Annotated in this window: 19 protein-coding genes and 2 pseudogenes; 8 read left to right on the plus strand and 13 right to left on the minus strand. The window is 64.2% G+C overall.

Annotation, left to right across the window (positions count from 1 at the left end; all coding sequences use genetic code 11):
• From ACIA76_RS39340 to ACIA76_RS39350, 3 genes and pseudogenes are all read left to right on the plus strand, one after another.
• Positions 1 to 530, plus strand: a pseudogene (locus ACIA76_RS39340) (hypothetical protein); the annotation flags it as partial.
• A 164-nt stretch (positions 531 to 694) separates the two neighbouring features.
• Entirely contained in the window at positions 695 to 1,069 is a 375-nt protein-coding gene (locus ACIA76_RS39345) for a hypothetical protein (RefSeq protein ID WP_397159920.1), read from the plus strand.
• 327 nt (positions 1,070 to 1,396) lie between these two features.
• Positions 1,397 to 1,663, plus strand: coding sequence for a hypothetical protein (locus tag ACIA76_RS39350; RefSeq protein ID WP_397159922.1), 267 nt, complete (start codon positions 1,397 to 1,399; stop codon positions 1,661 to 1,663).
• Between the two features lie 1,566 nt (positions 1,664 to 3,229).
• Here the strand turns inward: ACIA76_RS39350 and ACIA76_RS39355 are convergent.
• From ACIA76_RS39355 to ACIA76_RS39370, 4 genes are all read right to left on the minus strand, one after another.
• A complete protein-coding gene (locus ACIA76_RS39355) occupies positions 3,230 to 4,957 on the minus strand; it encodes a thiamine pyrophosphate-dependent enzyme (RefSeq protein WP_397159924.1) in 1,728 nt (575 codons plus the stop codon).
• A 233-nt stretch (positions 4,958 to 5,190) separates the two neighbouring features.
• The gene (locus ACIA76_RS39360) at positions 5,191 to 6,099 is read right to left on the minus strand and encodes a class I SAM-dependent methyltransferase (RefSeq protein WP_397159926.1); all 909 of its coding nucleotides are present in this window, start codon (positions 6,097 to 6,099) and stop codon (positions 5,191 to 5,193) included.
• A 389-nt stretch (positions 6,100 to 6,488) separates the two neighbouring features.
• Entirely contained in the window at positions 6,489 to 7,019 is a 531-nt protein-coding gene (locus tag ACIA76_RS39365; protein ID WP_397159928.1) for a hypothetical protein, read from the minus strand.
• 272 nt (positions 7,020 to 7,291) lie between these two features.
• The gene (locus ACIA76_RS39370) at positions 7,292 to 7,729 is read right to left on the minus strand and encodes a MarR family winged helix-turn-helix transcriptional regulator (protein WP_397159930.1); all 438 of its coding nucleotides are present in this window, start codon (positions 7,727 to 7,729) and stop codon (positions 7,292 to 7,294) included.
• Between the two features lie 206 nt (positions 7,730 to 7,935).
• Between ACIA76_RS39370 and ACIA76_RS39375 the strand changes: the two genes are divergently transcribed.
• The 3 genes from ACIA76_RS39375 to ACIA76_RS39385 all read left to right on the plus strand — a co-directional run bounded on the left by ACIA76_RS39375 (position 7,936) and on the right by ACIA76_RS39385 (position 11,770).
• Complete coding sequence (locus ACIA76_RS39375) at positions 7,936 to 9,390, plus strand: FAD-binding oxidoreductase (protein ID WP_397159932.1); 1,455 nt, start codon at positions 7,936 to 7,938, stop codon at positions 9,388 to 9,390.
• A 90-nt stretch (positions 9,391 to 9,480) separates the two neighbouring features.
• Positions 9,481 to 11,088: a benzoylformate decarboxylase gene (gene mdlC / locus ACIA76_RS39380; RefSeq protein ID WP_397159934.1), complete on the plus strand. Its 1,608-nt coding sequence runs from the start codon at positions 9,481 to 9,483 to the stop codon at positions 11,086 to 11,088.
• Between the two features lie 37 nt (positions 11,089 to 11,125).
• Positions 11,126 to 11,770 carry an NAD(P)-dependent oxidoreductase gene (locus tag ACIA76_RS39385; RefSeq protein ID WP_397159936.1) on the plus strand — a complete coding sequence of 215 codons (645 nt, stop codon included), beginning with the start codon at positions 11,126 to 11,128 and terminating at the stop codon, positions 11,768 to 11,770.
• A gap of 380 nt (positions 11,771 to 12,150) precedes the next feature.
• Here the strand turns inward: ACIA76_RS39385 and ACIA76_RS39390 are convergent, their stop codons facing one another.
• Positions 12,151 to 12,981, minus strand: coding sequence for a methyltransferase domain-containing protein (locus ACIA76_RS39390; protein ID WP_397159938.1), 831 nt, complete (start codon positions 12,979 to 12,981; stop codon positions 12,151 to 12,153).
• Positions 12,982 to 13,030: 49 nt separating this feature from the next.
• Positions 13,031 to 13,882 carry a cyclase family protein gene (locus ACIA76_RS39395; RefSeq protein ID WP_397159940.1) on the minus strand — a complete coding sequence of 284 codons (852 nt, stop codon included), beginning with the start codon at positions 13,880 to 13,882 and terminating at the stop codon, positions 13,031 to 13,033.
• Here ACIA76_RS39395 and ACIA76_RS39400 point away from each other — a divergent pair.
• Positions 13,881 to 15,281 (plus strand): APC family permease, encoded by a 1,401-nt coding sequence (locus ACIA76_RS39400; protein WP_397159942.1) that lies wholly within the window; start codon positions 13,881 to 13,883, stop codon positions 15,279 to 15,281. The genes ACIA76_RS39395 and ACIA76_RS39400 overlap by 2 nt on opposite strands.
• A gap of 49 nt (positions 15,282 to 15,330) precedes the next feature.
• Here ACIA76_RS39400 and ACIA76_RS39405 read toward each other — a convergent pair whose 3' ends face one another.
• The 5 genes and pseudogenes from ACIA76_RS39405 to ACIA76_RS39425 all read right to left on the minus strand — a co-directional run bounded on the left by ACIA76_RS39405 (position 15,331) and on the right by ACIA76_RS39425 (position 22,182).
• Complete coding sequence (locus tag ACIA76_RS39405) at positions 15,331 to 16,443, minus strand: FAD-dependent monooxygenase (RefSeq protein WP_397159944.1); 1,113 nt, start codon at positions 16,441 to 16,443, stop codon at positions 15,331 to 15,333.
• 80 nt (positions 16,444 to 16,523) lie between these two features.
• On the minus strand, positions 16,524 to 19,448 hold the full coding sequence (locus ACIA76_RS39410) for an FAD-binding and (Fe-S)-binding domain-containing protein (protein WP_397159946.1): 2,925 nt from the start codon (positions 19,446 to 19,448) through the stop codon (positions 16,524 to 16,526).
• A gap of 317 nt (positions 19,449 to 19,765) precedes the next feature.
• On the minus strand, positions 19,766 to 20,467 hold the full coding sequence (locus ACIA76_RS39415; RefSeq protein ID WP_397159948.1) for a lipase family protein: 702 nt from the start codon (positions 20,465 to 20,467) through the stop codon (positions 19,766 to 19,768).
• A 95-nt stretch (positions 20,468 to 20,562) separates the two neighbouring features.
• Positions 20,563 to 21,177 (minus strand): annotated as a pseudogene (locus tag ACIA76_RS39420) (lipase family protein); the annotation flags it as partial.
• 240 nt (positions 21,178 to 21,417) lie between these two features.
• On the minus strand, positions 21,418 to 22,182 hold the full coding sequence (locus tag ACIA76_RS39425) for a class II aldolase/adducin family protein (protein WP_397160047.1): 765 nt from the start codon (positions 22,180 to 22,182) through the stop codon (positions 21,418 to 21,420).
• Between the two features lie 217 nt (positions 22,183 to 22,399).
• Between ACIA76_RS39425 and ACIA76_RS39430 the strand changes: the two genes are divergently transcribed.
• A complete protein-coding gene (locus ACIA76_RS39430) occupies positions 22,400 to 23,332 on the plus strand; it encodes a LysR family transcriptional regulator (RefSeq protein WP_397159950.1) in 933 nt (310 codons plus the stop codon).
• Positions 23,333 to 24,006: 674 nt separating this feature from the next.
• Here ACIA76_RS39430 and ACIA76_RS39435 read toward each other — a convergent pair.
• Both ACIA76_RS39435 and ACIA76_RS39440 read right to left on the minus strand, forming a co-directional pair.
• The gene (locus tag ACIA76_RS39435) at positions 24,007 to 24,648 is read right to left on the minus strand and encodes a hypothetical protein (RefSeq protein WP_397159952.1); all 642 of its coding nucleotides are present in this window, start codon (positions 24,646 to 24,648) and stop codon (positions 24,007 to 24,009) included.
• A gap of 1,099 nt (positions 24,649 to 25,747) precedes the next feature.
• The gene (locus ACIA76_RS39440) at positions 25,748 to 25,936 is read right to left on the minus strand and encodes a hypothetical protein (RefSeq protein ID WP_397159954.1); all 189 of its coding nucleotides are present in this window, start codon (positions 25,934 to 25,936) and stop codon (positions 25,748 to 25,750) included.
• Positions 25,937 to 25,980 lie beyond the last annotated feature (44 nt).

The raw sequence follows: 25,980 nt of genomic DNA on the forward strand, positions 1-25,980 counted from the left end.
ACGCCAACGCCGACCCCATCAACAGCTTCGACCTCACTGGCAACGGCCCCCAGCATGACGGAGAGGGCGGCGGCGTTCAGCAGCCCTACGGATATGCCGAAATTCCGGTGTGGGCTTATGACGAATATGGTCGGGCCCACCCACCTGGCCGTATCGACCCGGAGACGGCGCGGGCGAGGGGTGCTGTTCTCAATTGGAACGGTACCGCCTCATACAACCGAGCAGACCTGGATGGTGTGGCCAGGCACCTGTCCACGTTGGATCACTCTCCCGTGAACGACGCCATGATCAGTCGCATTGACCAGTCGATAGCCAACGGCAGATCTCTGACTGAGGGAGAAAGCAACTTCATGTCGCACGAGATGACCGAGGCGCAACTGATGCGCCAGGGAATGTCCTATGACGACGCGCACGCCGAGGCCATGAAGACACACCCATTCGGCAAGAACTATGATCCCGAGGTCATCAACCAGTTCCCTGAATACTTCAACAACAAATATCGAGACGCATGGGGGTTGCCGCCCAGATGATCATCAACGAAGTACATGGACGGAAGGTCGCGATATCCGCCGACGAACCGTCAGCGGCCTACGTCAGCGGCTCGTTGCTTCATCGGGCCAGTCCGGCCGAGCCCGCCAGGAAGGACTTGACACCGACGCGGGCAGTCGTGGAGTTGTGGCGCGGCCACGGTGGCATGATATCGCGAGCCTTGCTCGGCGGCGAGTTCTGTCCCTCGGCGGGTAGAGAGACCTTCTTCGAGGTCCTCGTCGCCACCGAGCCGCTCGGGCTCGACAACCCCGCAACCAGTGTCAGCAGCCTGAGTAAGCCCCTGGTCCCAGGACTGCCCGCCGAGTTCGCCCAAGGCGTGATCACCGGCCTGTCCGACTCGCCTGAGCAGCCGATACTTCCCGCCGGAACCTTGCGGGTCGACCGAGCGGGATACGACGAGTTCAACTCGTCCTCAGAGGCGTTTCGGCTCGCAGGCGGGCTACTTCGGGTTGTGCTCACCGCGGTGATCAATGGACAGGACGTGGAGACAGCGGCCCGCATGGCGATACGTGCTTGGTGATGGCGATAGGTTGATGCCGACGCTGAGGAGGTCGGACAAGGGGGATCTGCTCTCGTCCTCGTCCGTGATGGCGATCGCGCCCGCGCGGGTGATCCCGGTCGCCATCTGCGACGTCACTTGTTAAATCAACCCGGAGTCGGCAACGTGTCGCGTAGCCACCAATCGCGACAGCACTACAGCTGGTCCCTGGGCTGGACACGACCGTGACCTCCTGCGGAAGGTCAGCCAGGTACGGCGTGACCGGAACCAGACTCTGGCGGCAACGGCACCGGCGGCAACGGCAACCTGGGCACGATCAACGGCAGCGGAGGGGGCGACAAGATATCGGTGACCGGCGGCAGCTCACTCGGCGACGGCCGCCGTAACGGCGGCGACGCCAACGCCGGCGCGATCAACGGCGTCAACGGCGCCAACATCATCAACGTGACCGGCGGCGCCGGCCAGGCCCAGGGCGCCCAGGGCAAGGGCAACACCGGCTTGGCGCCCGGCACCATCGACGGAGGCGCCGGCGTCGATGGCGGAGGCGGCCCCGCGAGCAAGTGCACCGTCGCCGCTGGCCCACCCGGCGACGTCACCCGGTGCGAGAAGCTCTAACAGGCAGGTCAGGGGCCCGGCCGCTCAGCGGCCGGGCCTATCCCGCCACGTGACCGTCGACGCCTTGACAACCTTTCGACCACACGGTTTCTCGCGCGCCGGGCTGGCGTTCAAGCCTGCCACCGCCCAGCGGGGGCTTCCGGGCCAGTTTGATCTTGACGGGGTTTCCCCGCTAAGGGCATGTTCTCGTGTGTCGGCCCGGCGGGACGTATTGCCCGCCCGGCCTCCGCGCGGCATAGCCGCCTACGACACTTCCGGATACGTAGTAGGTATCAGAAGTAGGCTCCACAGGGATGGCATCCGATACCGCGGCCGTGCCAGGCCGGCGGGGGCCGGAAACGACTTGCGATATTTCGGCAGCCCCCGAAGACGGCGCCGAGTGGCTGCGTCCAGGCAGATGGTTCGTCGCCACCACCGGCCACCACGCCTGGACAGGGATCGACACCAGCTGGCTCGGTGGAGACGAGCCCATGTGGTGGAGCCACATGACGCCACCACCTATCGAGCCTGGCTCACGCAGATCGGTCTCACGGTTGTCCGTGAGGAATTCGTCCCCGAAGGGGCCGTGGACACACCTTGTTCTGGACAGTGAAAACCGCTCGGAAATAACACCCCGATCCACTGTCAGCTCAAGCGCATCGAAAATCCGCAAGATGGGTCCAGACATCCACGCCACCGAACTGTTCGCCCAACCTTTCGGATCGCAGGTTGGCCGGGTCGCGATCCGAAAGGTTCACGCGGAACGGACAGTAGTGGGGGGTCGGCTGGAGAAAGGCGTATGGAAGCGAGTGCGGGGGAGGGATGTGCGAGGTGCTGAGTAGGAACGTCGTTGCTGAACCAGTAATGGATGGGCGGTGGCGCTGAAAGGCAGGGCACGGCTGCGCCGCTGGGATGGGCAGTGGGCGGCGTGCTGGAGGGCGGGGCTTGGGTCTGGACGGGATCGCGGAAGATGCGGGTGGGAATGCCTGCGGCGGTGGCGAGGTCGGCGGCATGGGCTTGGGTGGCACTGCGGTGAGTCTGGGGCGCTCGTTGTTGCAATAATCGAGATGGGGAGAGTGAGGCGGGTGGAAGATGGCCGAGGCGCCGGTCGACTGAGGCGCGATCAGCGACGGTGCTCGGTTCGTGTCGCGCGCTGAACGGTATAGATGTTCAGTTGATGGTGGGGCTGCGGCGTACGATGAGGATGTCAGACGGTGGTTTTCGATGGTCGCGGTCAGTTTGTTCGGAATCCCTTCCGTCGGTTGTCGCAACGGCTTTCGGCGCAGGACATGTGATCTGCGGTGTGAACCGGGTGTGGTCGCGACTATTGCAACCGGATCAAAACCTCCCTGCCGGTGATCGTGGTGTCGGACGGGCCATGGTGTCCTGCCCAAGGCGGCCACGGTGGTACGGGCTCCAAGACATTCTCGTGCCCGGAGTGGTCACCAAATCCTGGTACAGGGACGAGACCTGGTTCGCACTGAGTTCAGCGAACTGGGTGCCTTCGGGGGCAGGCACTCCCTGGTAGCCCGAGGACCAGATTTCGATCCGGTGGTCAGCCAGCCCTCAATCCGGACGTTGAGTGGGTTACAGCAGGTGGATGTTTCGGGTCGCTGTGTCGACGACCTCGCCGAGGTCGCCGTGCAGGGCTTGTTTGGCGAGGCTGAGCGCGAAACCTTCGGCCATGCCGAAGCTGACGTGCGGCGGCATGGACAGTGCCGCTGGATCGACGACGGCGTCGAGGAGTGCGGGGCCGTCGGCGGCGAGGAGTTCTTTGACGGCGTCCGACACCTCGGCCGAGTGTTCGACGCGAATCCCGTTGAGGCCCATCGCCTTCGCCAGATCAGCGAAGTTCGGGTTCGTGAACCGGGTTCCGAACGGTTGCATGCCCGATTCCTCCATTTCGATGTGGACGAAGTCGAGCCGGCTGTTGTTCAGCACGATCAGTTTGATCGGAAGTCGCCGTTCGGCGATGGTCAGCAGGTCGCCGAGCAACATGGTGAGGCCGCCGTCGCCGCACAGTCCGATCGTTTGCCGTCCGGGGTAGGCCAGTGCCATGCCCATGGTGTAGGGCATCGCGTTGGCCATGCTGCCCCAGCTGAACGAGCCGAGCAGCCGCCGGCGCCCGTTCATGGTCAGATAGCGTGCGCCCCAGATACAGGCCGTTCCGGTGTCGATGGCGAAGCAGGCGTCGTCGTCGGCCATGGTGTCGAGGACCGAAACCAGGTATTCGGGTCGTATCGGCGTCGTCGTGGGGCCGCGGTGAACGTAGGCGCCGAGCTTGTCGCGCCAGATCGCGGTCTTGTGCAGTGCCTTGTCCAGGTGGGCCGAGTCCGATGTGGCTCGGACGAGGGGGAGCAGTGCGTCGAGTGTGTCGCCGACATCGCCGACGAGCGCGAGATCCAGGTGGGTGCGGCGGCCGAGGTGATCGGCCCGGCGATCCACCTGGACCAGCTTCGATTTCGTGGGAAGGAACTCCGGGAACGGGAAGTCGGTACCGAGCATCAGACAGAGGTCGCAGTCGTGCATGGCGCTGTAGGCGCCGCCGTAGCCGAGCAACCCGGTCATTCCGACGCCGTAGGGGTTGTCGCCTTCCAGCCACTGCTTGCCCCGATACGAGTAACCGACAGGCGCTTTGATCCGCTCGGCCAGCGCCACCACCTGGTCGTGCGCATGTCGGCACCCGTCGCCGCCGAAAATGGTCACCGCGCGAGCCGCGTCGATCATGCCGGCCAGGGTGCGCAGGTCGTCGTCGTTCGGGCGCAGGACCGGGGTGGTGGCGCGAATCGCCTCGAAGGAGTGCTTGGGGGCGGGGGCGGCCGCGATATCGCCGGCCAGCGCGATCACGGTCGGCCCACTTTCGGCGATCGCGGTGCGCACCGCCGTTTGGACGACGGCGCGGGTCTGCTCGGGGTTGATGATCCGCCCGGTGTACAGGGACGCGACCTGGAACAGGTCGTAAGGGTTGATCGCCTCCACGATGCGAGTGTCCTGGACTGCGGTCGCCGTGTCGCCGACAACCGCAATGACCGGTGCGCCTTCGTGTTTCGCGTCGATCAGCCCATTGAGCAGATGCGTCGCCCCAGGACCTGCCGTCCCGCAGACCGCCACCGGGACACCCGACAGATACGCATCGGCCACCGCGGCGAACACACCGGCCTCCTCATGCCGGACATGCACGAACTCCACCTGCCCGTTACGGCGCAGCGCATCGATCGTCGGGTTGAGCGCGTCGCCGATGATCCCGTAGCACCGCCGGACGCCCGCACCTACCAGCGTCTCCCACAATGCGTCCGCGACAGTATGTTTGCTCATCTCAGACTCCTCGATCGAAGGCCGATTCGGACAGGACGCCGAGCAATCGTGCAGCATACTGATCCTCTGCGTGTAAAAGCCGATAGGGGGCGTGTCACAGGTCGGTACGCTGAGGGATTCGAAGCGATTGCAAGCTCCTAGTTACCAGATTCAAAGAGGGCTCGGCGGTGCTACGGCAGGCAAGGTCGGCGTGAAGACTTTCACCGTCGGCACGCAGCCGTGCGAGGACTACGTCATGCAGTGGCAGCTGTGCGGGGTTTGGCGACCGTGACGAAGCGGGAGCTGAGGAGCATCTGCTCGAACGGCTCGGGCATCGGCGGCAGCGCGCGGTCGTAGCGGATCGAAAGGTCGGGCACACTCAGCGAATTCGCCGTCCACCCGTGGCCCGCGAACCAGGTCTCGGGTTCGGTGCGCTCGTCGGTGTAGACCAGGCCGCGCAGATCGACCACGGCCATGGGCGTGTTGCGCATATGTTCGGCCTGGAATTCGGCTATCCGATCCAGATCAGCGTCGCTGTTGAGGGCGTCGAGGGCCAGGCTGCTGCCCGGCGCCGACAGCGTCTCTATCCGGGCGAACAGCGAATCCTGTGCCGCGCCGGGCAGATACGGCAGCAGGCCCTCTGCGGTCCACGCGGTGGGTGCGGCCGGATCGAAACCCGCGTCGAGCAGGGCGGCGGGCCAGTCGTCGCGCAGATCCACCGCGACCTCGCGACGGTCGACGGCGGGCACGGCGCCGTGCTCATCGAGCACCTGGCGCTTGAATTCGAGCACCTTGGCCTGATCGAGTTCGAAAACGACCGCGCCCGACGGCCAGGCCAACCGGTAGGCGCGGGCATCCAGGCCCGCCGCCAGGATCACCGCTTGGCGCACGCCGTCGGCGGTCGCGGCCAGGAAGTGGTCGTCGTAGAACTTGGTGCGCAGGCCGATCCTGCCCGACATCAGCGACGACTCCCCGTGGGCAGCCGGGTCACCGAGCCGCCGATTCATGCCCTCGTGATCGGAGGCCGCAACGAACAGTGCGGCGTATTCGTCGCGCACTAGTGCATCGGGCTGCTCGGCCTCCAGGGCCCGCGCGGTGGCCACACCGAGGGCGGTTGCCCCGACGCTGCTCACGATGTCCCAGGTGTCCCCGTCAGTACGCATAGCATCCTCCAATCGAGTCGACGAGCAGTTAGGCAACAAGAATCAGCGATCACTTGGCGACCGCGGCAGACGCTGGCAGTGACAGCGGTCAGTCGCTGTCTCTCATTTCGTTGGTGGTTCCAACGTTAGATCATGATGACCGATCGTTGGTGCCGCCCACGATGTGAGACGGCCGACATCCGGCGAACCGATCAGGTGTTGTGTTGAGAACTCGGCCCAGTATGTCGATCAGCTGGTGTTTCTCGGCCGCCGACATATCACTGCGGTCGATCTCGCACCGCCGACCGAGGTCGGCCTGACTGCCGGGCCGAATTCGTCCAGGGTGGCCGGCGCGGTGTAGTGATAGCGCCGCGATCCAGCTGCAGAGGCCCGCGCTGGTGAACGCGTTGTCAGCTGTGGCGCGCTCCGAAGTCCCGCCCCAGAACCGGCTCGGCGGGCGCGATGCGGGGTCGTTCGCTCCGTGATCCGTTGACGACCTGCCCGCGCCGTTGCTCGAGCCGGTGGCTGGGCACCGCGGGCCGCAGCACCTGCCGCACACCACGGCCTTCTTCGATCAAGACGCGACCGATCCTGTCGCCGTGGGTCAGATAGTGAATGAACACCGGAACGAGATGAATCTCGCCTGCCCGCATCATGCGACCACCGAACAGATCGAAGTCGTGGTGGCAGGCCAGAACCTCGAGAGCGCGGGACCAGATTTCCAACCCGAACTCGTCGAACTCGACCTCTTCCGAAACTATGGTCTCCCCGACACTCAGATGTATGGTTTCCAACCATTCCAGCATCTCCGCCATGCCGTGGGCGACGGTGTATCCGAATACGACCAGACCAATGTCATTGGTGTAGAAATTCTGCACCAGGCCGCGATGATCCCCGGCGTTGTACCGGGCGATATAGTCGAGATAGCGCATTTTATCCATCAAAACCACCTCATTCGGTAAGTGGCAACTAGAGGCCGGTCATGCGGTTGATCGGCTGAGATACAGCGGGATGGGCTGGATTGTGCCGGGGGCGAGGTCGTAGATGTAAGGGCGGCCGATGCCGACGGCGGTCGTGCCGAGCGGGAGGTTCCAGTGGGAGCCCACTTCGTTGGCATCGCCAACGTTGATGCCTACTGATCATGACTGATTGTTGGTGCTGCCCACAATGTGAGGTGACCGACATCGACGAGACGGCTCGCCGTGCGGCCCTATCAGGCGTTGTGCTCGAGTATCCGGCCCAGCATGTCGATCAGCTGATGTTTCTCGCTCGCCGACAGCGGCGCGAACATCTCCTCGTCGAGCTCGGACAGGATGCGGTCGAGGCGGTGTAGCTGACGGCGACCGGCCGGGGTGATGGTGACGATGTTGCGGCGTTTGTCGCCGGGGTCGGGGGTGCGTTCCACCCACCGCTGCTTGGCGAGGCCGTTGACGAGCGCGTTCATGTCGCTGCGATCGATGTCGCAGCGTCGACACAGGTCGGCTTGGCTGGCCGGGCCGAATTCGTCCAGGGCGGCCAGCACGGAGTAGTGATAGCGCCGCGATCCGGCCGTGGAGATAACTCGCAGCGACTTCTGATCAGTACGCAATGTCGACTGATACAGCAGCCACGTCGCCGTGGTGTGAAGTCGAGCCAGCGAGGGCTTCGTCATCGCCGAAGTGTGTGTTTTTCTGGCCATGGTGTCGATCATCCCACATTGTTGGGGTAACCAACGACATGCTACCGTCGGAAGTGGTCATGTTGGGGGCGCCAACGATTCGAACAGCATGAGATCTGCCGTGGGTTATCTTTTAGCAACTCCATCCCTCGAGCTGCTGACGGAGACACCGACAACCCATCGAAAGGGCGGTATTCGCAATGGTGAGCTTCAAGGATCTGGTGCACGATCGTCTTCCCTCGATGCCGGTGTCGTTTCCGGAGGATGCGACCTTCGACGACGCCACGGCGACGTGGAATTACTTGGCGCAACCGCGGCCGGTCGGCGTGGTGGCCCCACGTTCCACCGCCGAAGTGCAGGAGATCATCCGCTGCGCCCGGGAGGCGGGGGTCACGCAGCTGGCCATCCGTTCGGGCGGGCACTCGTTCGAGGGAGGCAGCCTGGGTGGCCGGGACGGGCGAGCGGTAGTGATCGACATGGTCGCGATGAACGACATCGGCATCGACCGCGAGGGGCAGACCGCGACCGTCGGCGGCGGCACCCTCACCGGCAACCTGATGGTGCAGGCATGGGAACAAGGAGGGCTCATGCTGCCCACCGGAGAATGCATCGCCGTCGGTGTGGGCGGTCAGATCCAGTGCGGCGGCTACGGTCACTACTCGCGCACCTACGGCACTCTCACCGATCGCCTGCTGCGGGCCGAGATGGTCCTGGCCGACGGATCCGCGGTCGTCGTCGACGAGCGCCACAACCCGGACCTGTTCTGGGCGATCCGCGGCAGTGGCACCGGCTCGTTCGGCGTGATCACCAGCCTCACCGTCCAGCTGAACACCGCGCCCGCCGCCCCGGCGAACTTCTTCATCAAATACCCCCTGACCGACACCGCGACCTTCGTGTCGACGTTCAAGGCGCTGCAAGACTATTCGCTCCACGCGCCGCCGGCAGTCAACCCGATGATCGTCATCTGGCGCGAACGCCTGCAGTTCCTCGGCTCCCTGGCCACCGAGACCGATGCCGAACGCGACGCGCTCGTCGCGGACCTGCGCGAAAAGCTGCCTCCCACCGACGAATTCGACATCCAACCGGCGGACTTCCTGGAGACCATGCGAGTGCAAGGCCTCGAGGACACCTCCGCCCCGTTCTACCCGGACCTGAGCGATGTCCGCCGTGAACGGCGAGAACACCTGCGCTACATGAAAATCAAGGCCGGATTCGTGCCCGAACCGTTCACCGACAAGTTCATCCACACGCTCGCCGCACACGCGATCACCCAACCCGCCGATGGCGCGCGAATCCAGCTCCTGGGTCTGGACCCGAACGCCGGGCCGCCGGTCGACGCCACCGCGATCAAAAGCCGCGGCTGCTCGTGGCTGATGGGCATGGCCTCTGGCGTGTTCCTGGAGGAGACCGGAGACACCGCGACCATGGTCGAGATGGGCGCAAAGCTCGACGAGTGGATCCGCACGGCGTACGAGATCTTCTACCCGTACACCTCCGGCGGCTACATCGGCGACGACGACTACGAGGAAGCCGACCACGGCCGCGACATGTTCGACAGTTACTACGGCGTACATCTGCCCCGACTGAAGGCCATCAAACACAAGTACGACCCGGACAACCTGTTCCACCACAAACTCAGCATCCCGGTCGACTGACAAGTCGTCCCAGGCAGTAGAGCCATGCTCGTAGGGGTGACCCGCTCACTCGCGGAAGGTGACCCGCTCACTCGCGGAAGGGGAGTACAGATGACGACGGTACGAGAAGCCTCCTACCAGGTCCTGCGATCGCTGGGTGTCACCACCTTCTTCGGCAACCCGGGATCGAACGAATTGCCGTTCCTGCAAGGGTTTCCAGACGACTTCCGCTACATCCTCGCCCTGCAGGAGGGCGCCGGTCTCGCGATGGCCGACGGCTACGCACAATCCACGGGAAGACCGGTCCTGGTCAGTTTGCACTCGGCGGCGGGTGTGGGGCAGGCGATGGGCAACCTCGTGAACTCTTGGCAGGCGGGAACACCGCTGGTGCTCATGAGCGGCCAGCAGTATCGCCCGCTGATCACCTTGCAGGGCATGCTCACCAACCACGACGCGACGACTCTGCCGCGGCCGCTGGTCAAATGGAGCTTCGAAGCGCCGTCGCCGCAAGCGGTCCCGGCCGCCCTGGCACGCGCGGTCGCCTGCGCGACGACCGCGCCTACCGGGCCGGTGTATCTGTCTGTGCCGCTGTCGGATTGGAACGAGCCCGCCGACACCGACAATCTGCCGTACTTGCTGGGACGGCCCCTTGCCGGACGACCCATCGCCGAGCGCGCGGCACTGCGGGGGTTGGCCCAGCGATTGGATGCGGCCGAGAATCCTGTGCTGGTGCTCGGCCCCGACGTGGACGCGTACGGCGGCTGGGATGCTGCGGTCGCCCTGGCCGAAAAGGCAGGGCTTCCGGTCAAATTCGGCACCTACGAGTACCCGCGGATCTCGTTTCCCACCCAGCACCCCTGTTACCAAGGCACTCTCGGCGCGACCGTGGGTCAGGTCCGAGAGCAGCTGGCGCCCTACGACTTCGTCGCCTGGATCGGCGGTGCGGTGCTGCCCTACCACGCCTGGCAGCCAGGCCGGTATCTCCGCGAGGGAACCGAGCTGGTACTGGTTACCGCCGACCCTGACCAGGCCGCACGATCACCGCTCGGCGCGGCGATCGTCGGTGATCCCGCCGAGGCGCTGAACAGGCTCACCGAACTGGTGACCGCCACCCGGCCGCTACCGGAGCCGATGAAACGACCCGCGCCAGTGGACATTTCGGCGTTCGACATCCCCACGGTCACCGAAGCCCAGTTCCTGCAGATTCTTGCCGACAATCATCCCGACGATACCGCCTGGGTTTTCGAGGCACCGTCATTGGGCGCGTGGTGGGACGCCTTGCCGATCACCCGACCCAACAGTTTCTTCTGCGCCGCCGCCAGCGCCCTCGGCTACGGACTGCCCGCAGCGGTGGGAGTCGCCCTCGCCCAACCGGACCGCCCCATAGTCGCTCTGATCGGCGACGGCTCGGCGAACTACAGCATCACCGGCCTGTGGAGCGCCGCCCAGCACCACCTCGACATCACCTACCTGATCCTGCACAACGGCGCCTACCAGGTCCTCAAGGACTACGGCAGCTGGCTCGGTGACGACAAACTACCGGGACTGAACCTGCCCGGCATCGACTTCGTCGACATCGCCGCCGGCTACGGCATACCAGCACGCAGCGTCGGCACCACCACCGAACTGGCCGACGCGTTGAAACAGGCCTTCGCCACGCCGGGCCCGCACCTGATCCAGGTGCAGATCGCCGACGAACCGAGCACCGTATTCAACTGAATCCAACTACACCGCAACAGAATTCGAGGAGGACGAAATGCGCATCCTACTTTTCGGTGGGACAGGCCATATCGGGCGAGCCATCGCGGCCGAAGCGCTGACGCGCGGCCACCAGATCACCGCCGCCACCCGAACCGGTGCCACCGACGCGCCACTCGACCAGCGAATCACCCTGGTGATCGGCGACGCCGCCGACTCCGCGGCAGTCGCCCGACTTTCCGCAGGCCACGACGCGGTCGCCTCGGCAATCAGAACATCCTCCGAGGGCGCCGAAGAACCATCGCCCACGGTCGCCGCGGCCCAAGGTCTCGTCGAGGGGCTGCGTGCCGCCGACGTCCGTCGTCTGGTCTGCGTGGGCGACTCCGGAACTCTCGAAGTCGAACCCGGTCTACGAATGATCGACAGCCCCGACCTGGCCCCCCAATTCCACGACGTCGCAACCACAGCGGCGCGCGCCCTCGCGGTGTACCAGCAGGCCGAAGACCTGGACTGGATCTATGTTTCCCCACCCGGCTACCCGTTCGCCGACTGCGGCCATACCGGCCGCTACCACGTCGGCGAGCACCTGCTCGTCAACGCCGACGGCAGCATCCGGGTCAGCGTCGAGGACTACGCCGCCGCCTTCATCGACCAGGTGGAAACCGGGAAATTCAGCCACTGCCAGATCACCGTCGAATACTGACCCGGGGTCGTCTCCATTCGGCGGGCCATCGGGCCGTCTCGAGCATCCGCTCGCGGGGCGCCGCCGACGGCTCTCCAGGAGACCTTTCAAGAACGTTCTCAGCTTCGGCACCGACAGCCGCCAGCAGCTGGTCGCGCGCCTCAACTGCGGCCGGAGCTTCGGTTACTACGATCTGTGCCGGAATTTCTTGCACGCCAGCGTCAGCGGACTCTTCTCCGGTGTCAGTCACAGATACCCCTCGAGCTCGGTTGCGTTGTCTCCCAAAAGGATAGAGTCGATGGCAGTGGCGTGAAACCGAACCGTGATCGATCCCGCAACGGAGTCCGAACCCGAACCGGCCCGATCCCGGCTGGCCTCCAATTCACCCAGTTCAGTTGAGCCTATGAAGATCGCGGCGACATTCGAGGTCGATGCGCCAGCACGGCGAACATCGTCACCGAGAAGTGGTAGTCGCCGGTGGCGATGCCACGATCCAAGTCGGCGGTCAGCGTGGCTAGTTGCGCCGTGGTGATCACGCCCTCCGCCGCAGCTTGTTCGCCGGCAGTACGTGCCAGCGGTACGACAGTCGCCGGATCCCACAGCGCCGCGCCCGCACCGACGTCGTCGATCTCGAAGCCCGCGGCTATCAACAATCCGCGCAGCCGTCTCCCGACATTACGGTTCGGACCCAGGAGGTGCTGGAGTACGCGTCCTACCACCGCGGGGTCACCCGGATGCAGGAGCGCGGTCGCCCAATCGCTGTCGATCAACATCGCCCGACCACCCGGCCGCAGCACGCGGGCGATCTCAGCGGTGGCCCGGTCGGGATGGTCGAGGTGCTGATAGACCCGTTCGCTTCGCACGAGGTCGAAGAAGTCGTCGTCGAACGGCAGTGCATAGGCGCTGCCCTCGACGAAATGCGCCGGGATTCTCGCGGTTGCGGCACGCTTGCGGGCCACCTCGAGCATCGCGGGATTCGGGTCGAGACCTACTGCGTCGCCGGTGGGGCCTGCCAGCCGGGCGAAGGCCAGCACCTCGGACCCGGTGCCGGACCCGATGTCGAGGGTGCGGTCACCGGGCTCCACCCCGACGGCGTCCAGCGCCCAGCGGCGCAGACGCTGCACACTCGGCATCGCGGCCTGCGCATCGAGGACATCGACGAGCCGCTGGTGCTGGGCGGTCTCGCCGACCCGATCGGCGTGAAACGATGAGGCATGTCCCGTCTCGGCCATTTCTACAGTATTACCCGTACTGGAGTTATATCCGGGCAAATACAGGCCATTACATCTCATTGGCGGCGCCCGGCGACGCGATCCGCGCGAACACTCGCGATGGGCCGCCCGAGCCATTCCTCACATTGATTGGGAGCGCAAGGATCTCGTCGACAATAGGGGGCAGGAGCGCAAGGTTGGCCACGTTCTCGACGATGAACGCTCCCGAACTCAGCATCGCCCGATGCGCCCGCAACTCGGTTGCGATACAACCGGCATCCAAGCCGATGGTGTCGAGCCCGATACCGCGGACCCCCCGCTGCGCCAGAAGCTCTGCGGCCGAAACGGATACGCCTGGCCACGCCCACCGGTCGCCCGCATGTATATAACGCTCAGGATCGGAATAGAAGCGATCCCATCCGGTGCGAAACATGACAACATCTGAAGGGCCGAGCGGGCGGTGCTCCGCTTCGAACCGAAGGATCGCTTGGTCCGGGACCTGGTAATCGGGGTTGTCGGCGCATTCAGCCACACAATCTATTACCACGCCCGGCCCGACGAGTTGTTGCAGCGGGAGTCGATCGACTGTCGCACCGCCGACGACAACATGGGCGGGTGCATCGATGTGGGTCCCGGTATGCTCCATCATCTCGAGTCTGCCGAAGTAGAGCGGTAGGTCCGGATCGCCGATACGGTTCTGTACATCGAAGCAGAATGGCGGTTCTCCGGGGAAGACCGGAGTGTTGAAATCCAGCGCATACGTCATATCCACAAAGATCTCACCAGCTGAAGCTTCTGCCATCAGACCATTCTCTCGATCCAAGACCTGAGGGGCAAGGATGAACCAAAGTCCCAATAGTCCCGAAGTGGAAAACACGCCGCTTCGGCGGAATTCTCTCGGTACGGTCGGGGTCGTCGTCATGTCGGCGGTCCTGATGAGCCCCGCGGTTGCGTTGTACATCAACGGACCAGTCATCGCGGGATTTGTCGGACCTGCTGTACCGCTTGTCTTCCTGTTGTCGCTGATCGCGATCATCCCCACCGCATGGGCTGTGGGACAGTGCAGCCGCAAGGTGTCCTCAGCCGGTTCGTTCTACGCATTCGTCGAGCGGGCAGCCGGGCGGGCGCCCGGCTGCCTGACCGGCTGGGCCCTGTTCGGCGCCTACGGTGCGCTCGCGGTGGGCGGCTGCGCGAGCTTTGGTGCGTTCGTTTCCGAGGTCGCGAAAAGTCAAGACTGGGGCAGCTTCTCGTGGTTGTGGCCCGCCCTGATCTCCTGCGCGGTCGCTGTGGTGCTTTCCCTTCGCGGTGTGCAGGTGTCGGAGGTCGTCAGTGTCGTCATGCTCGGGATCGAACTGATGGTCATCATCGCCCTCTCGGTGTCGATCTTCCTACATGGTGGAGCTGAGGGCTTCAGTCTTGCGCCGTTCAATCCCGTTGTGTTGGTTGATGGTTCGAGCGGGTTGCGCCTCGCCGTGGTATTCGGCGTCCTGTCCTTCGTCGGATTCGAAGTTGCGGCGACCCTCGCGGAGGAGACCCGAAACGCGACTCGGACGATCCCGCGCGCCGTCGTCGGCGCGACTGCGGTCGTGGGCTTGATTCTGATCGTCGGAAGCTACGCGGCAGTGCTGGGGTACGGGACGCTCCACTCGGCCGACTTCGCCGGGGACGCAGGCGCTTTCGACACCCTTGTCGGACGGTACCTCGGGCCTGCGCAGACCGTGGCCGATCTGGTCCTGCTCAACGCACTGTTCGGCGCTGTGCTGTCGATCATCAACGGCTTTTCACGGGTCACCTTCGCGATGGCGCGTGATGGCGTGCTGCCCCGACAGCTGTCCCACACGCACGCAAAGCACGGAACGCCGAGCGCCGCGATCTATGCGACCGGCGTGCTGATTACGGCGGTCCTCACTCCCCTGTCGATCCTCGGGGTTGCCGGGCTGGATGCGTACGTCTATGTGTCGACGCCCGGTGTGGTCCTGGTTATCGTCGTCTACATCGCCTCCGACCTGCTGCTCGGCAGGCTGTACATCAAGCACTACCGCAGTGAGTTCGGCGTCCTGCGCCACGTTGTTGTGCCGACATTCGGGGCGCTGGTGTTGCTGATTCCTCTGGTCGCCCAGTTCTACCCGGTCCCCGAGGGGGTAACCAGATGGATCCCCTATATTGCGGTGGCCTGGCTGGCGGCTGGCATCGCACTCATCCCCCGAGCCCTGCGGAATAAGAGGGAAGTAGATCTCAACTCCGCGTCATCGGCGGCGCCAGTTGATTCGTCGATCGGCGATCGGTCCGACGAGAGAGACGCTTCATCCGATATGACCTAACGAGCACGATCGTTCGTGGGACACATTGCGGATCCGCGTGGCAGGCGACTCATCCATCGATCAGAGGTGTTGTCCACGCGTCGTAGGCGTAGACCCAGTCCGCGTTGCCGGACGTCTTCAGCCAGTCGTTGGATCGAGAGACGCGCTGGATCCGTGCCGTGCGCTCCATTCGGGCGTGCTGGTATCCGAGCAGGGCCTCGGCGGTGGTCGCGTAGCTATCCGAGCGGAGGCAGCGCGCCAGGACAACCGCATCCTCGATTGCCTGGCCCGCGCCTTGAGCCATGAACGGCATCATCGGGTGACATGCGTCGCCGAGCAGCGTTGCTGAGCCCTTCGTCCAGGTGGGCAACGGATCGTGGGCGTAGAGGGCGGACTTCAGGACGCTGTCGCAGGCATCGAGAAGTCCGCGGGCATCTCGGTAGAAGTTCCGGTACAGATGGCGCAGTTCGTCGACGTTGCCGAGGGTCGTCCACGACTCCTCGGTCCATTCGCTCTGAGCACAGGTTGCGAAGATGAAGATTTCCTTGCCTTGGCTCAGGGGGAAGGTGACGATCTGAGTCGAGGGGTCGGGTCCCCACCATTTGGTGAAGGAGTCCAGATTTGCGATCGAGGAGGATACGTTCGCTGCGGGAACCACCGCCCGGAATGCCACGACCTCGGTGAAATGGGGGCTTTCCTTGCCGAACAATGCAGTTCGAACGGCAGAGTGGATTCCATCGGCTCCGATTACAACGTCTGCGTGATATACGCCGCCGTCGGCGACATGGACTTCGGGCCCATCCACGACGTCGATGACCTGTCTTCCGAGCGAAACGGATTCGGCGGGCAGCGCATCCTCGAGAGCGGTCATCAGGTCTGCGCGGTGTAGCGCGAGCTGCGGTGACTCGTAACGTGCTTCCGCGGACGAGCCCAACTCGATTTTCGAGGTTTCTTCGCCTGTGTCCCAGGTACGACTGATACGAAATCGCGGTCGTGCCGCAGCGTTTCGCAGCGCCGCGCCTACACCGAGTCCATCGAGGGCGCGGACGGCGTTCGGTGTGAGGTTGATGTCGGCGCCGACTCGCGCGAATCGGGCTGCCTGCTCGACTACATGGACGTCGATGCCGAACGTGCGCAAGGCAAGCGCCGCCGTCAAGCCGCCGACACCGGCTCCGCAGATCACGACGGAAGGTTTCGTGCTCGTCGTTCCTCGCTGCGGGTTCCGTGGGTGTCGGGGCGGTCGGGGGCGCTCGCGCCGGGCGGTTACTCGATCCGGTCTGGTGGGCGGGTGAGGCTTTCCAGGAGGTAGACGAAGGATTCGTAGTTGCCGCCGGTGGCGCGGTTGAGGCCGATTTCGCAGGTGCGGTTGTTGCACAGGTAGGCGTCGAAGGGTTGGCCGGCGAGTTCGGCGGCTTCCTCGTGGGTGGCGGAGTCGGTGAGTTCGGGGTGGAGGAAGCCGCGGTCGCCGGCGAAGGCGCAGCAGGTGGCGGTGGCCGGTACGGTGACCTCGTTCGCGAGCGCGGCGGCGATCTCGGTGAGCGGACCGTCGACGTGTAGGTGGCGGGTGGAGCAGGTCGGGTGTACGGCGACGCGGTCCAGCTTTGCGGTCACGGTGAGTGCGGGTAGCAGATGTTGTTGCGCCCAGGCTGTGGCGTCCATGATCGTCATGTTGTCGCGGTGTGTCAGGTTTTCCGGCGTGAGCAGGTCGGTGATTTCGTCGAGTACGCCCAGGGCGCAGGAGGAGGCGTCGATGACGACCGGTAGGCGACCGGAATCGGTCCATTCCCAGAGGTTTTCGACGATCTTGTCGGCCATGTAGGCGTTGCCGTCGTGGAAACCCTTGGAGTGCCATACCGTGGCGCAGCAGTTGCCCACGACGTTGCCGGGGATCCACAGCGGTTTGCCGGCGCGTTCGGACACGGCCACCAGGGCTTGCGGGAGGCTGTGGTCGCGCCGGTGTCCCACGGTGTGCCCGAAGATCCGGTTGATGCAGGCCGGGAAGTAGACGGCCGCGGCACCTTCTCGATCGGTGTGCGGCAGAGGGCCTTTCGCCGCGTATGGCATCTGCGGGATCCATCCCGGCATCACCTCGGTGCTGACGAACCGGCGCAGCAGGCCGGTGGTCACCGTCATCACACGAGTGCCCGCGACGTGGCCTAACCGCACGGCGACGCGGGCCAGGCGTTCGAACGCTGCCCAGCGCCGGGCGAACATCAGCCCGACCCGCTCCTGACTGCGCGAATGTTCCTGCTGCCGATAGGCTTTCATGAGTGTGCCGGTGTCGATGTCGACCGGGCACACCAGCGCGCAGCTGCCGTCGCCCGCGCAGGTTTCCACGGCGTCGTACTCGTACTGTTCGAGCAGACTGCGACGGAGGGGTGTGTCGCTGCCCTGGCGGGCGATCTCGCGGCGCAGCGCGATGCGCTGACGAGGTGTGACTGTGAGGTCGCGGCTCGGGCAGACGTGCTCGCAGAAGCCGCATTCGATGCAGTGCTCGATCGTTGGTTCCACCTGTGGCATCGACACCAGATTCTTCAGGTGTAGCTGGGTGTCGCGGGTGAGCACCACATCCGGGGCCAGCAGGCTGTCGGGATCGAACAGAGCTTTGATCCGCCACATCACGTCGGTGGCTTTCGGGCCCCATTCGATGGGCAAAAACGGTGCGATATTGCGTCCGGTCGCGTGCTCGGCTTTCATCGAGCCGTCGTACTTGCCGATGATCAGTTCGACGAGATCCTGCATGAACGAGGCATACTGCTGTACTCCTTCGTCGGTGCGGAAGTCGACCATCGGTGTGAAGTGGAAATTGCCGGCCGATGCGTGCCCCTGCACCGCGGGATCGTAATCGTATTTACTCAGCAGCGCACTCAGATCGTCGGCCGCCTCGGCGACCCGGTCGGGTGGCACGCACACATCCTCGGTGATCATCGAGTGACCGACCGGTCGTTGCAAACCCATCAGTCCGGCCAGCCCGTCGCGGATCCGCCAGAAGCGGTGTATTTCGGCGGTGTCGGTGGTGAATTCGCGCGGCTCGACCAGCGCGCAGTCCGGCAACAGCGCTGCCGCTTGGGCCAGTGACTGCTGCAAAGCCGCCGTGTCGGGTGCACGCACCTCCACCAGTAGCGCGGTGACCCCCTCGGCGAGATCGGCCCAGGCCGGGTTGGCGTCCGGCAGTGCGGCGGAGGCTCGCAGGGTGCGGCCGTCGAGCAGTTCGACGACTTGGGCGCCCGCCGCGACGAACCGCGGCACCATCGATGCGGCGTGATCCAGCGAGGTGAACATCAGCCAGGCGGCGGCGCGCTGCGGCAGCAGCGGCACGGTGTCGAACACCGCCTCGGCGACGAATCCCAGGGTGCCTTGCGAGCACACCATCAGGCGCGTGAGGATCTCGGCCGGTGTCGCACCGACCAGGAAAGCGTCCAGGCGATACCCGTTGGTGTTCTTGATCGAGTACTTGCGGCGGATCCGGGCGGTGAGCTCGGCGTCGTCTTCGATCTCGGCCTTGATTCGCAGCAACCCTTCGACCAGCGCGGGCTCGGCCTTCGCCAGCACGGCGTCGGCATCGGGAGCAGCGGTGTCCACCACGGTTCCCGACGGCAGCACCACGGTGGCCGAACGCAGCGTGACCGACGCGACCTGGCTCACGCCCGCAGCAAAACCCGAGGAATTGTTCGCGATGACCCCGCCGACCGTGCATGCTGCGGAGCTGGCCGGGTCCGGCCCCAACCGCATGCCGTAACGCGCCAGCGTCGCATTCGCCCGGGCCACAATGGTGCCCGGCCGCACCCGCAGCCGCGTGCCGTCGGCTTCCGGTATCGCTCCGGCCCAGCCGCGGCGCACGTCGACGAGGATGTCATCGCTCTGTGCCTGCCCGTTCGCGCTGGTGCCTGCCGCCCGGAAGGTGACGGTGCGGCCGGTGCGCCGCGCGTACGCCAGCACCGCCGCGACCTCCTCGACCGTCTGCGGGTTCACCACCACCTGGGGCACCAGCCGGTATGGGCTGAAATCGGTGGAGTATCGGACCAGGTCCAGCGCGCTGGCATACACCTTGTCCGCGCCGAGCAAGGACTCCAGGTCGGCTTTCAATTCCGCCGGCGTCCCGTCGGCGAGCAGATCCGGGAATGCATCGGTGCTGCGAACAGCCTCCGCAGGCTTCGGTGCACGCATCGACGGCTGCAATAGTTTCATGCCTGTGCCCTTTCCGATATCAGGCGACCGGGCTGCTCTCTTCCCGTCTCCTCGAGTGAAAACGACAGGTCGTGCCGAAGATCTCCGCCACCGGGGCCGAACATGGTCGACCGCATGGCTGACGATTCGGCCTGCGGTCACAGGCTGGCGCAGTCAGCATATCCACAGCAATCGAGAGATCAGCGCAGACCGGCCAGGCGCAGAGAATGCGGAAAGAGCTGGTCTGCCAGTGATGATGTGCTCTGAGAAGAGCACGATGTTACGAATCTTCTCGAATGCCGTTGTGGCGGTCGGCGCGGGCTTTCATCTGGTCGCCGTTACTTGGGCCCGAATTGCGGCCCGACCGGCAGGCCGAGTGCGGCGCCCGCCGTGGCGAGCCCGATCTGGAGTTGGGTCGCAGCGTTGCCGGGGTTGAGGTAGGTCGACAGCGAATCCTCGGTGTGGCATCGGTTCGCGATCGGGGCGTTCGGCGCGAGCCGGGTCTCGAGCCAGTTGAGAGCGCCCGGCATGCCGACGGTAGTCATGGTCGGGTGGTCGCTGAGGTGGTCGCGCTGGTACTGCACCGGAGTCCCACTCGCGCAATACTGGTCGACCATCTTGTCGGTGGTCGCGACGGGCACGGCCTCATCGAGGGCGGCTTGATACACATACATCGGCATCCCCGGATTGCTGTATCCGAGCGTGGCCGCATCGAAGGTCTCCTTCACATCGGGCACCTCCAGGAACTGGGGGATCGGAATGGTGAAGTAGCGCTGGTAATCGGTGAACATGTCCGCGAAGAAATTGGGGACCAAACACCGCGATCTGGCGTCCGCCATCGCCGTCTGCCCCTCGGGTGTCAGATAGGTGTCCAGCGCCGCGCCGAACTTCGGGTACGCCTTCTGCAGCGAGGCAAGACCGAAACCCACGAAACTGGCGAACGCCGACCCGTTGTCGCGAAGGAGAGCACGCAGATCGGGAGCGGGAGCTCCCAGTGCGACACCCTTGAAGTCGAGCTCGGGTGCGTAGGTGGGTTGCATTTCTGCGGTCCAGCCTGCCGCCAAGCCGCCGCCGGAGTATCCCCAACGCCCACCGGCCTGTCCTTGCCGCCCAGGCCCAACGGGGCGAACTGTTCGGCGGCCCGGATGCCGTCCAAGCTCATGTACCCGGGTTCCTTGGCCACCCCGAGGTGGCCGTGCGGGCCCTCGTAGTCCGGGATCGACACCGCCCAGCCCTGGGTCAGCTCATAGGTGATTCCCATCAGCTCGACGTTCATCAGCGCCCCGGCCACGCTCTGCGGCACCGAGTCCTGCTGCAGGACATAGGACGGAGCGCAGGCTGTGTTCGTGCTGTCGTAGAACGTCTCGTGCGACACCAACGGCCTGTTCTTCTCCGGCGCGGCGCCCCACGGCAGGAGTACGGTCGTCACCGCCGATTCCGGCTCACCGAACAGATCGGTGGTCCGGTACAGCAATTGCCACGCCTGGACTTTCAGAGGAAGCTCGGTCAGGGCCGCCAGGAGGTGCATTTCCCGCGACCGCAGGATCGTCCCTGGCGCCGGGGATTCGTAGCCCGCGGGTGGCTGATCGAACGGATCGACCTGTGGGGTGAGCGGTTCGGCCGCCGCCGTTCTGGCTCCGAGCCCAGCCGATGCCCCGAGGACGACCGTCGCACTGATCGTGGTCGCCAGTGCGACCGCACGCACCGCGCGAAACGTGTTGCCAGCCTGATCCACATCGATTTTCGACATATCCACTCCTCTTCCTGTCGATATCAACCGATCCGCCCAGCCGCGGACCGCGCCGACCTTCGTTGGAGTAATCCCACTTTCGCTGGTCCGAATTCCAGCTCATGGGCCCAGCCGAAACAGTGCCAGTCGTACCGGGAATTCCTTTTCGTACCAGGCACCACCCGCCGGCAACACCCTGAGTTCTCAGATGTGCCCTCAGGGAATTCAGGGGCATTTGATAATCGTGGCGGAGCGGGTTGGTCAGTCGAAGAGGTCGGGATCGGTGGCGGTGATCTGATCCCAGAGCGGACGCGCTTGGAACCAGCCGACTGCGGAGCTGCCGGTCTGTGCCCGGGTGATCAGCGCGGTGTCGTGGTCGATGAGCTTGGGTGTTCCCGCCGCCATCGCGATCAGCTGGGCTTGGCAGGAGCGTTCCAAGGTGATGAACCACCACACCGCTTCGGCGACTGATTGGCCCACGGTCAGCAGGCCGTGATTGGCCAGGATGGCCGCTTTGTACGAGCCGAGCGCCGTGGCGATGCGTCGGCCTTCTTCGAGGCTGTCGGCCACGCCGTGGTAGTCGGTGTAGAGGCCGTGGTCTTGGTAGAAGGCGCAGGCGTCCTGGGTGATCGGATCCAGGTGGATGCCCAGGCTGGAGAACGCCTTGCCGTACAGGGAATGGGAGTGCGCCGCGGCCATCGCGTCGGGACGTGCCGTGTGTACCTGAGAGTGAATGCAGAAGGCCGCCTTGTTCACCGGCCTGGTCCCGTGGAGCAGGGTTCCCTCGTGATCCACCAGGATCAGGTCGGAGGCCTTGATCTGGTTGAAGCTCATGCCCAGCGGGTTCACCCAGAACCACTGCGGGTTCTCCGGATCGCGGACGGTGATGTGCCCGGCCACGCCCTCGGAGAAGCCGAACCTGCCGAACAGTCGGAAACCGGCGGCGAGCTGTTGCTTGCGGTACTGCCGCTCGGCCTCGATCGAGTCGAACGTCGGCGGCTGCGGGACCCCGACGCCCGCGGGCATCGGTCCGATCGCAGCGGCGAGCGCCTCCGGATAGGTGAACATGTCTTCGCTGGGAGCCAACGACCGAACAGAAGTTTCCGCCATGCCGAACCCCTTCCTCGCGGTTGGTTACACGCCCTGGTGGGCGTTCCATCGCAATTGTTTGCCACCAGAACGGGTGTGTCGCGCTTTTATCACACAAGACGGTAGGCCCATCGCTGTATGTGATAATGACCTGATGGAACAGCCTTTCGGTTTCACGTTGAACCAGCTGCTGCATTTCGTCGTCGTGGCCCAGGCCGGATCGGTATCGACAGCCGCGGCCCGGCTCCGGACAACCCAGTCCGCCGTGTCGATGTCGATCAAACGACTGGAAGGAAACCTCAAAACCGTTCTGTTCGAACGGCATTCCTCCAATGGCATGAAACTTACCCGCCAAGGTGTCAACTACTTACGACTGGCTGAAAACGTCGTCGCGGATTCCCGCGCCATTAGCCAGGAGGCGGCGAAACCCTCTCAAAACCCCCAAATCGTGCGTGTGGGTACCCTTCAATCTCTGGCACCGATGTTGGTGGGGCACTTGCGGCCCGCCTTCCTGCACAAGCGCAAGCAGGTCTCGATTTTGGAAGGCACCGCACAAGAGTGGCTGGAGTGGCTGCGTCAAGAAATTTGTGCCGCCGCGATAGGACTCTCGTTCGGCGAGTATCCGCTGCACCAGGGTCAGCCCGGTCGGCATCCCGAACTGGAGTTCACGTCAGTGACGACGGCAAATGTGGTACCGCTCGTGAGCAAGAAGCACCCGCTGACGAGATTTCGATCGGTATCGATACCGCAGCTGTCGCACTATCAGGTGGCCGTCATAGCCGACGGCCTCAACGGTCTATATCTGCAGGAGCTGCTGCAGGCGGCTACCGCTGCGCACCACAGCACGGTACGCAGCATGGAGACTCTTCTCTCGCTTGTCGAGTCGGGTAGTTGCGTGGCATTTGTGCCGGAAATCATCGTGGAAACGCGGCTTCGCTCCATGACCGGCATACGCACGTTGACACTCGACACCGAACTACCGCCCGTTCAGCTCGGAGTGTTCTTCCTCCGAAAAAACAGCGACACCGACGCGGTACAGACCGTCGTCGACGTCGCAGGCCGCCAGTTCAACAACACCGAGTCGTAACCGATTACTCGTCGGCCTGGTGAAGGCCACCCGGTGCCGACCCTGCGTCTCCGCAGATCTCGATCATCAAGATGCGGCAGGCAACGACAAACCGAGCAAAGAAAATAGTCAGCTACGCTGCCGATGGGTCGCTGTTCTCGATGAAGGTCGAGTAGAGAGGTTCGCGCCATATCTTCGGGTACCGAAACGGGTCCGCACGCCACCTTGCCCGCGGCAGGAGATTGCTAATGGGTAGCTGTGTGGTTATATGTACTCCAGTCCAGGCGTGTCGACACGCCGGAGTCATGAGCAATCCTGACGTTCGGTGGTGGTCACGGCCTGACTCCTTCGGTTCTTGGTCCTCGAGCCGCAGCCCCAACTACTGCGGCCCGAGGACGGTGCTCCGAACGATCTGACTCCGCGACACGCTTACGACACGGAATGAATGGGAATCAGCGGCATTCGATGAAGCATGTCGAGTCGACCAATTTCAGAATTCGACCAGCTCACCGGATGTTTCGCGAACTGACGAGAATCAGTGGGAATCGGGCATTCCACTCGAACCACCGACAAGGGGTCACGGGTTCGAATCTGCTGTAAGCCCAAACGAATCCGGGCCGTGGTTCCCAACCATAGTGGTCAGATCGTCCCTGCCGCGAATTTATTTTCGGGTCTCGGCGGGTGTGGCTGAATCTCTAGTTGGACCAGTACTGCAGCATTGGTTCATTGGCCAATTGGGTCGATCCCCGCGCGATGACCAGTGCCTGGCGCGACAGCGAGTACTGCACTCCTTCATTTGTCGCGATGAATCCGCTTTGCGTGCGTATCGTGTCGTTGATCTCGACTGACGTCCCGTCGCTGAGGCGCATTCCTTTGTAATACAACTGGCCAACTCCCGTCGTGCAGATTACGACCAGGGAGTGGGCGGTTCGACCAATAGCCGCCGCCATGTCCTGCGAGTTGCAGCGCGCCCCGGACATATCCACAAACCCTTGACCATCAGTGGTCGACGATTGGGCAGCCGGAGGTTCAGCTGTCGGCTGGGCAAGAGTGGAGGTCGGGGTCAGCTGGACGTTCTCTACCTGGACAGCCACGTCACTCGCGAGGATGGTGAGGTATCCGTCGCCCATGATGTTGTCGTTGGCGAGGATGCAGTCCCCGTCGCCGGTCAAGCACGACAGGCGGGCCCAATAGCTGGGCGAACCGGTTGGGTGAACAGTGTATTCGCCGGGCTGGATGTCATTGCCGACCTCGAGAATGCCGTTCTGCGGCAGCGACTTCGGCGTCAGGGAAGGTGTTGCCGGGAGTTGGGCAGGATGAGTGGTGGTGGAGCTCACCGGCGCAGGGAGCCTGATCGGGACTGGAGTGGCGGAGGCCTGTTGGCCTTGTTTGCTACAACCGGCAAGCAGAATCAGGATGAGGAGGGTGATTGGCCAAAGCCTTTTCATGCAAACACCTTTGCGATAGCGTGCCCGCCCCTGCACGGTCATACGTTTGGTCGGCAATCGTGCTCCGACTGTTACAGCCGATATGGACGCAATTTCTTGGACGTATGACCAATATAGGGATGCAATGCGCGGGGCTGCAGACCTGCTCGGAAGCGCGATCTTGATGGGTTGACGCTCCGTCCGCCAATCCGAAGACCCGGTGCCGGGCATCGAAGCTCTACTTGGACCAACGGCCTACCCGACCGTTCGACCGTCACAGTGACCACGGTGGCAATGTGGCCGAACTTCCCGTGAGGTTGCTGACTTATTGCCGTCATGTCGAAACGGCGGAGGTGTCGGCGTGTCGTCACGCTGGAGAGAACCCATGTCGAGTACGCGTTGGCGTGGTCGGTGGCCGCTAGAAGGGAAGCCGGTGAGCTCGGCGTCGGAACAGGGGAGCGGAGTGTGAGAAGAGTGTTCGGCATCGGGCTGCACCGAAGCATCATGTGCTCGGATCCCGATCACGCACATTTCCGCAGGTCGATCCGTGTGGTTAAAGTAGGTGTCCCCCTCCGGACACCGATGCTAACTACACACACGCTGATGGCTGCGACCTGTTCGCGTGGCTGGTAGCGGATTTCCAGGTCTAATGCCGCGTACAGTGCGGCTCTGTCTTGTGGTGTGCCCGCGTCGAGAACGGCAGCGATGTTGCCGAAGGAATCGATCAGCTTGTCGAATTCCAAGGCCGTGAGCTGGACGACTCGAGGCATCTGGTTCAGTTCGGTTTGAGCGGAGGCTTTTCGGCCTGGGCCGCATTCACGGCGTCGACGAGAACCGGCGGGTCCACGCCTGCTTCGATTGCGGCGCGGTGCCGTTCGAGCTTGGTTTCGGCTTCGTTGATTCGACGGCGTAGGAGTTGGCGGCGAATGTCGTTGTCGTCGTTGGCTTGTGCGGATACCAGAGCTTCGATGGTTTGAGTTCGGTTGCTCGGGCTGAGTAGCTCGGCGAGTCACGCGTTGACCGGGCGGACGAGGTGCGTTTCCCGCATATTCACTGTTTTCGGGTGATCGGCCTGGGCAGGGCTGCCGGGTGGGAGGGTGCGAGCGGTGCACCGGTAGTAGATGGCGTCGTGCGGGGTCGCGGCCTGCATCTTGCGTTCGCAGATGTCGCAGCGGATCCGGCCACGGAACTGATACACGCGTGGCAGTGAGTCCTCTCGGGTATCCCGAGAGCGTAGCGAGA

Origin of the sequence: Nocardia sp. NPDC051570 (assembly GCF_044454005.1) — a bacterium.
GTDB lineage: Bacteria > Actinomycetota > Actinomycetes > Mycobacteriales > Mycobacteriaceae > Nocardia.

Coding starts and splice junctions, on each gene's coding strand:
- ACIA76_RS39345 (WP_397159920.1), top strand. CDS start 695: ATGATATCGCGAGCCTTGCTCGGCGGCGAGTTCTGTCCCTCGGCGGGT.
- ACIA76_RS39355 (WP_397159924.1), bottom strand. CDS start 4,957: ATGAGCAAACATACTGTCGCGGACGCATTGTGGGAGACGCTGGTAGGT.
- ACIA76_RS39360 (WP_397159926.1), bottom strand. CDS start 6,099: ATGCGTACTGACGGGGACACCTGGGACATCGTGAGCAGCGTCGGGGCA.
- ACIA76_RS39365 (WP_397159928.1), bottom strand. CDS start 7,019: ATGGATAAAATGCGCTATCTCGACTATATCGCCCGGTACAACGCCGGG.
- ACIA76_RS39370 (WP_397159930.1), bottom strand. CDS start 7,729: ATGACGAAGCCCTCGCTGGCTCGACTTCACACCACGGCGACGTGGCTG.
- ACIA76_RS39375 (WP_397159932.1), top strand. CDS start 7,936: ATGGTGAGCTTCAAGGATCTGGTGCACGATCGTCTTCCCTCGATGCCG.
- mdlC (WP_397159934.1), top strand. CDS start 9,481: ATGACGACGGTACGAGAAGCCTCCTACCAGGTCCTGCGATCGCTGGGT.
- ACIA76_RS39385 (WP_397159936.1), top strand. CDS start 11,126: ATGCGCATCCTACTTTTCGGTGGGACAGGCCATATCGGGCGAGCCATC.
- ACIA76_RS39390 (WP_397159938.1), bottom strand. CDS start 12,981: ATGGCCGAGACGGGACATGCCTCATCGTTTCACGCCGATCGGGTCGGC.
- ACIA76_RS39400 (WP_397159942.1), top strand. CDS start 13,881: ATGTCGGCGGTCCTGATGAGCCCCGCGGTTGCGTTGTACATCAACGGA.
- ACIA76_RS39395 (WP_397159940.1), bottom strand. CDS start 13,882: ATGACGACGACCCCGACCGTACCGAGAGAATTCCGCCGAAGCGGCGTG.
- ACIA76_RS39410 (WP_397159946.1), bottom strand. CDS start 19,448: ATGAAACTATTGCAGCCGTCGATGCGTGCACCGAAGCCTGCGGAGGCT.
- ACIA76_RS39415 (WP_397159948.1), bottom strand. CDS start 20,467: ATGCAACCCACCTACGCACCCGAGCTCGACTTCAAGGGTGTCGCACTG.
- ACIA76_RS39425 (WP_397160047.1), bottom strand. CDS start 22,182: ATGCCCGCGGGCGTCGGGGTCCCGCAGCCGCCGACGTTCGACTCGATC.
- ACIA76_RS39430 (WP_397159950.1), top strand. CDS start 22,400: ATGGAACAGCCTTTCGGTTTCACGTTGAACCAGCTGCTGCATTTCGTC.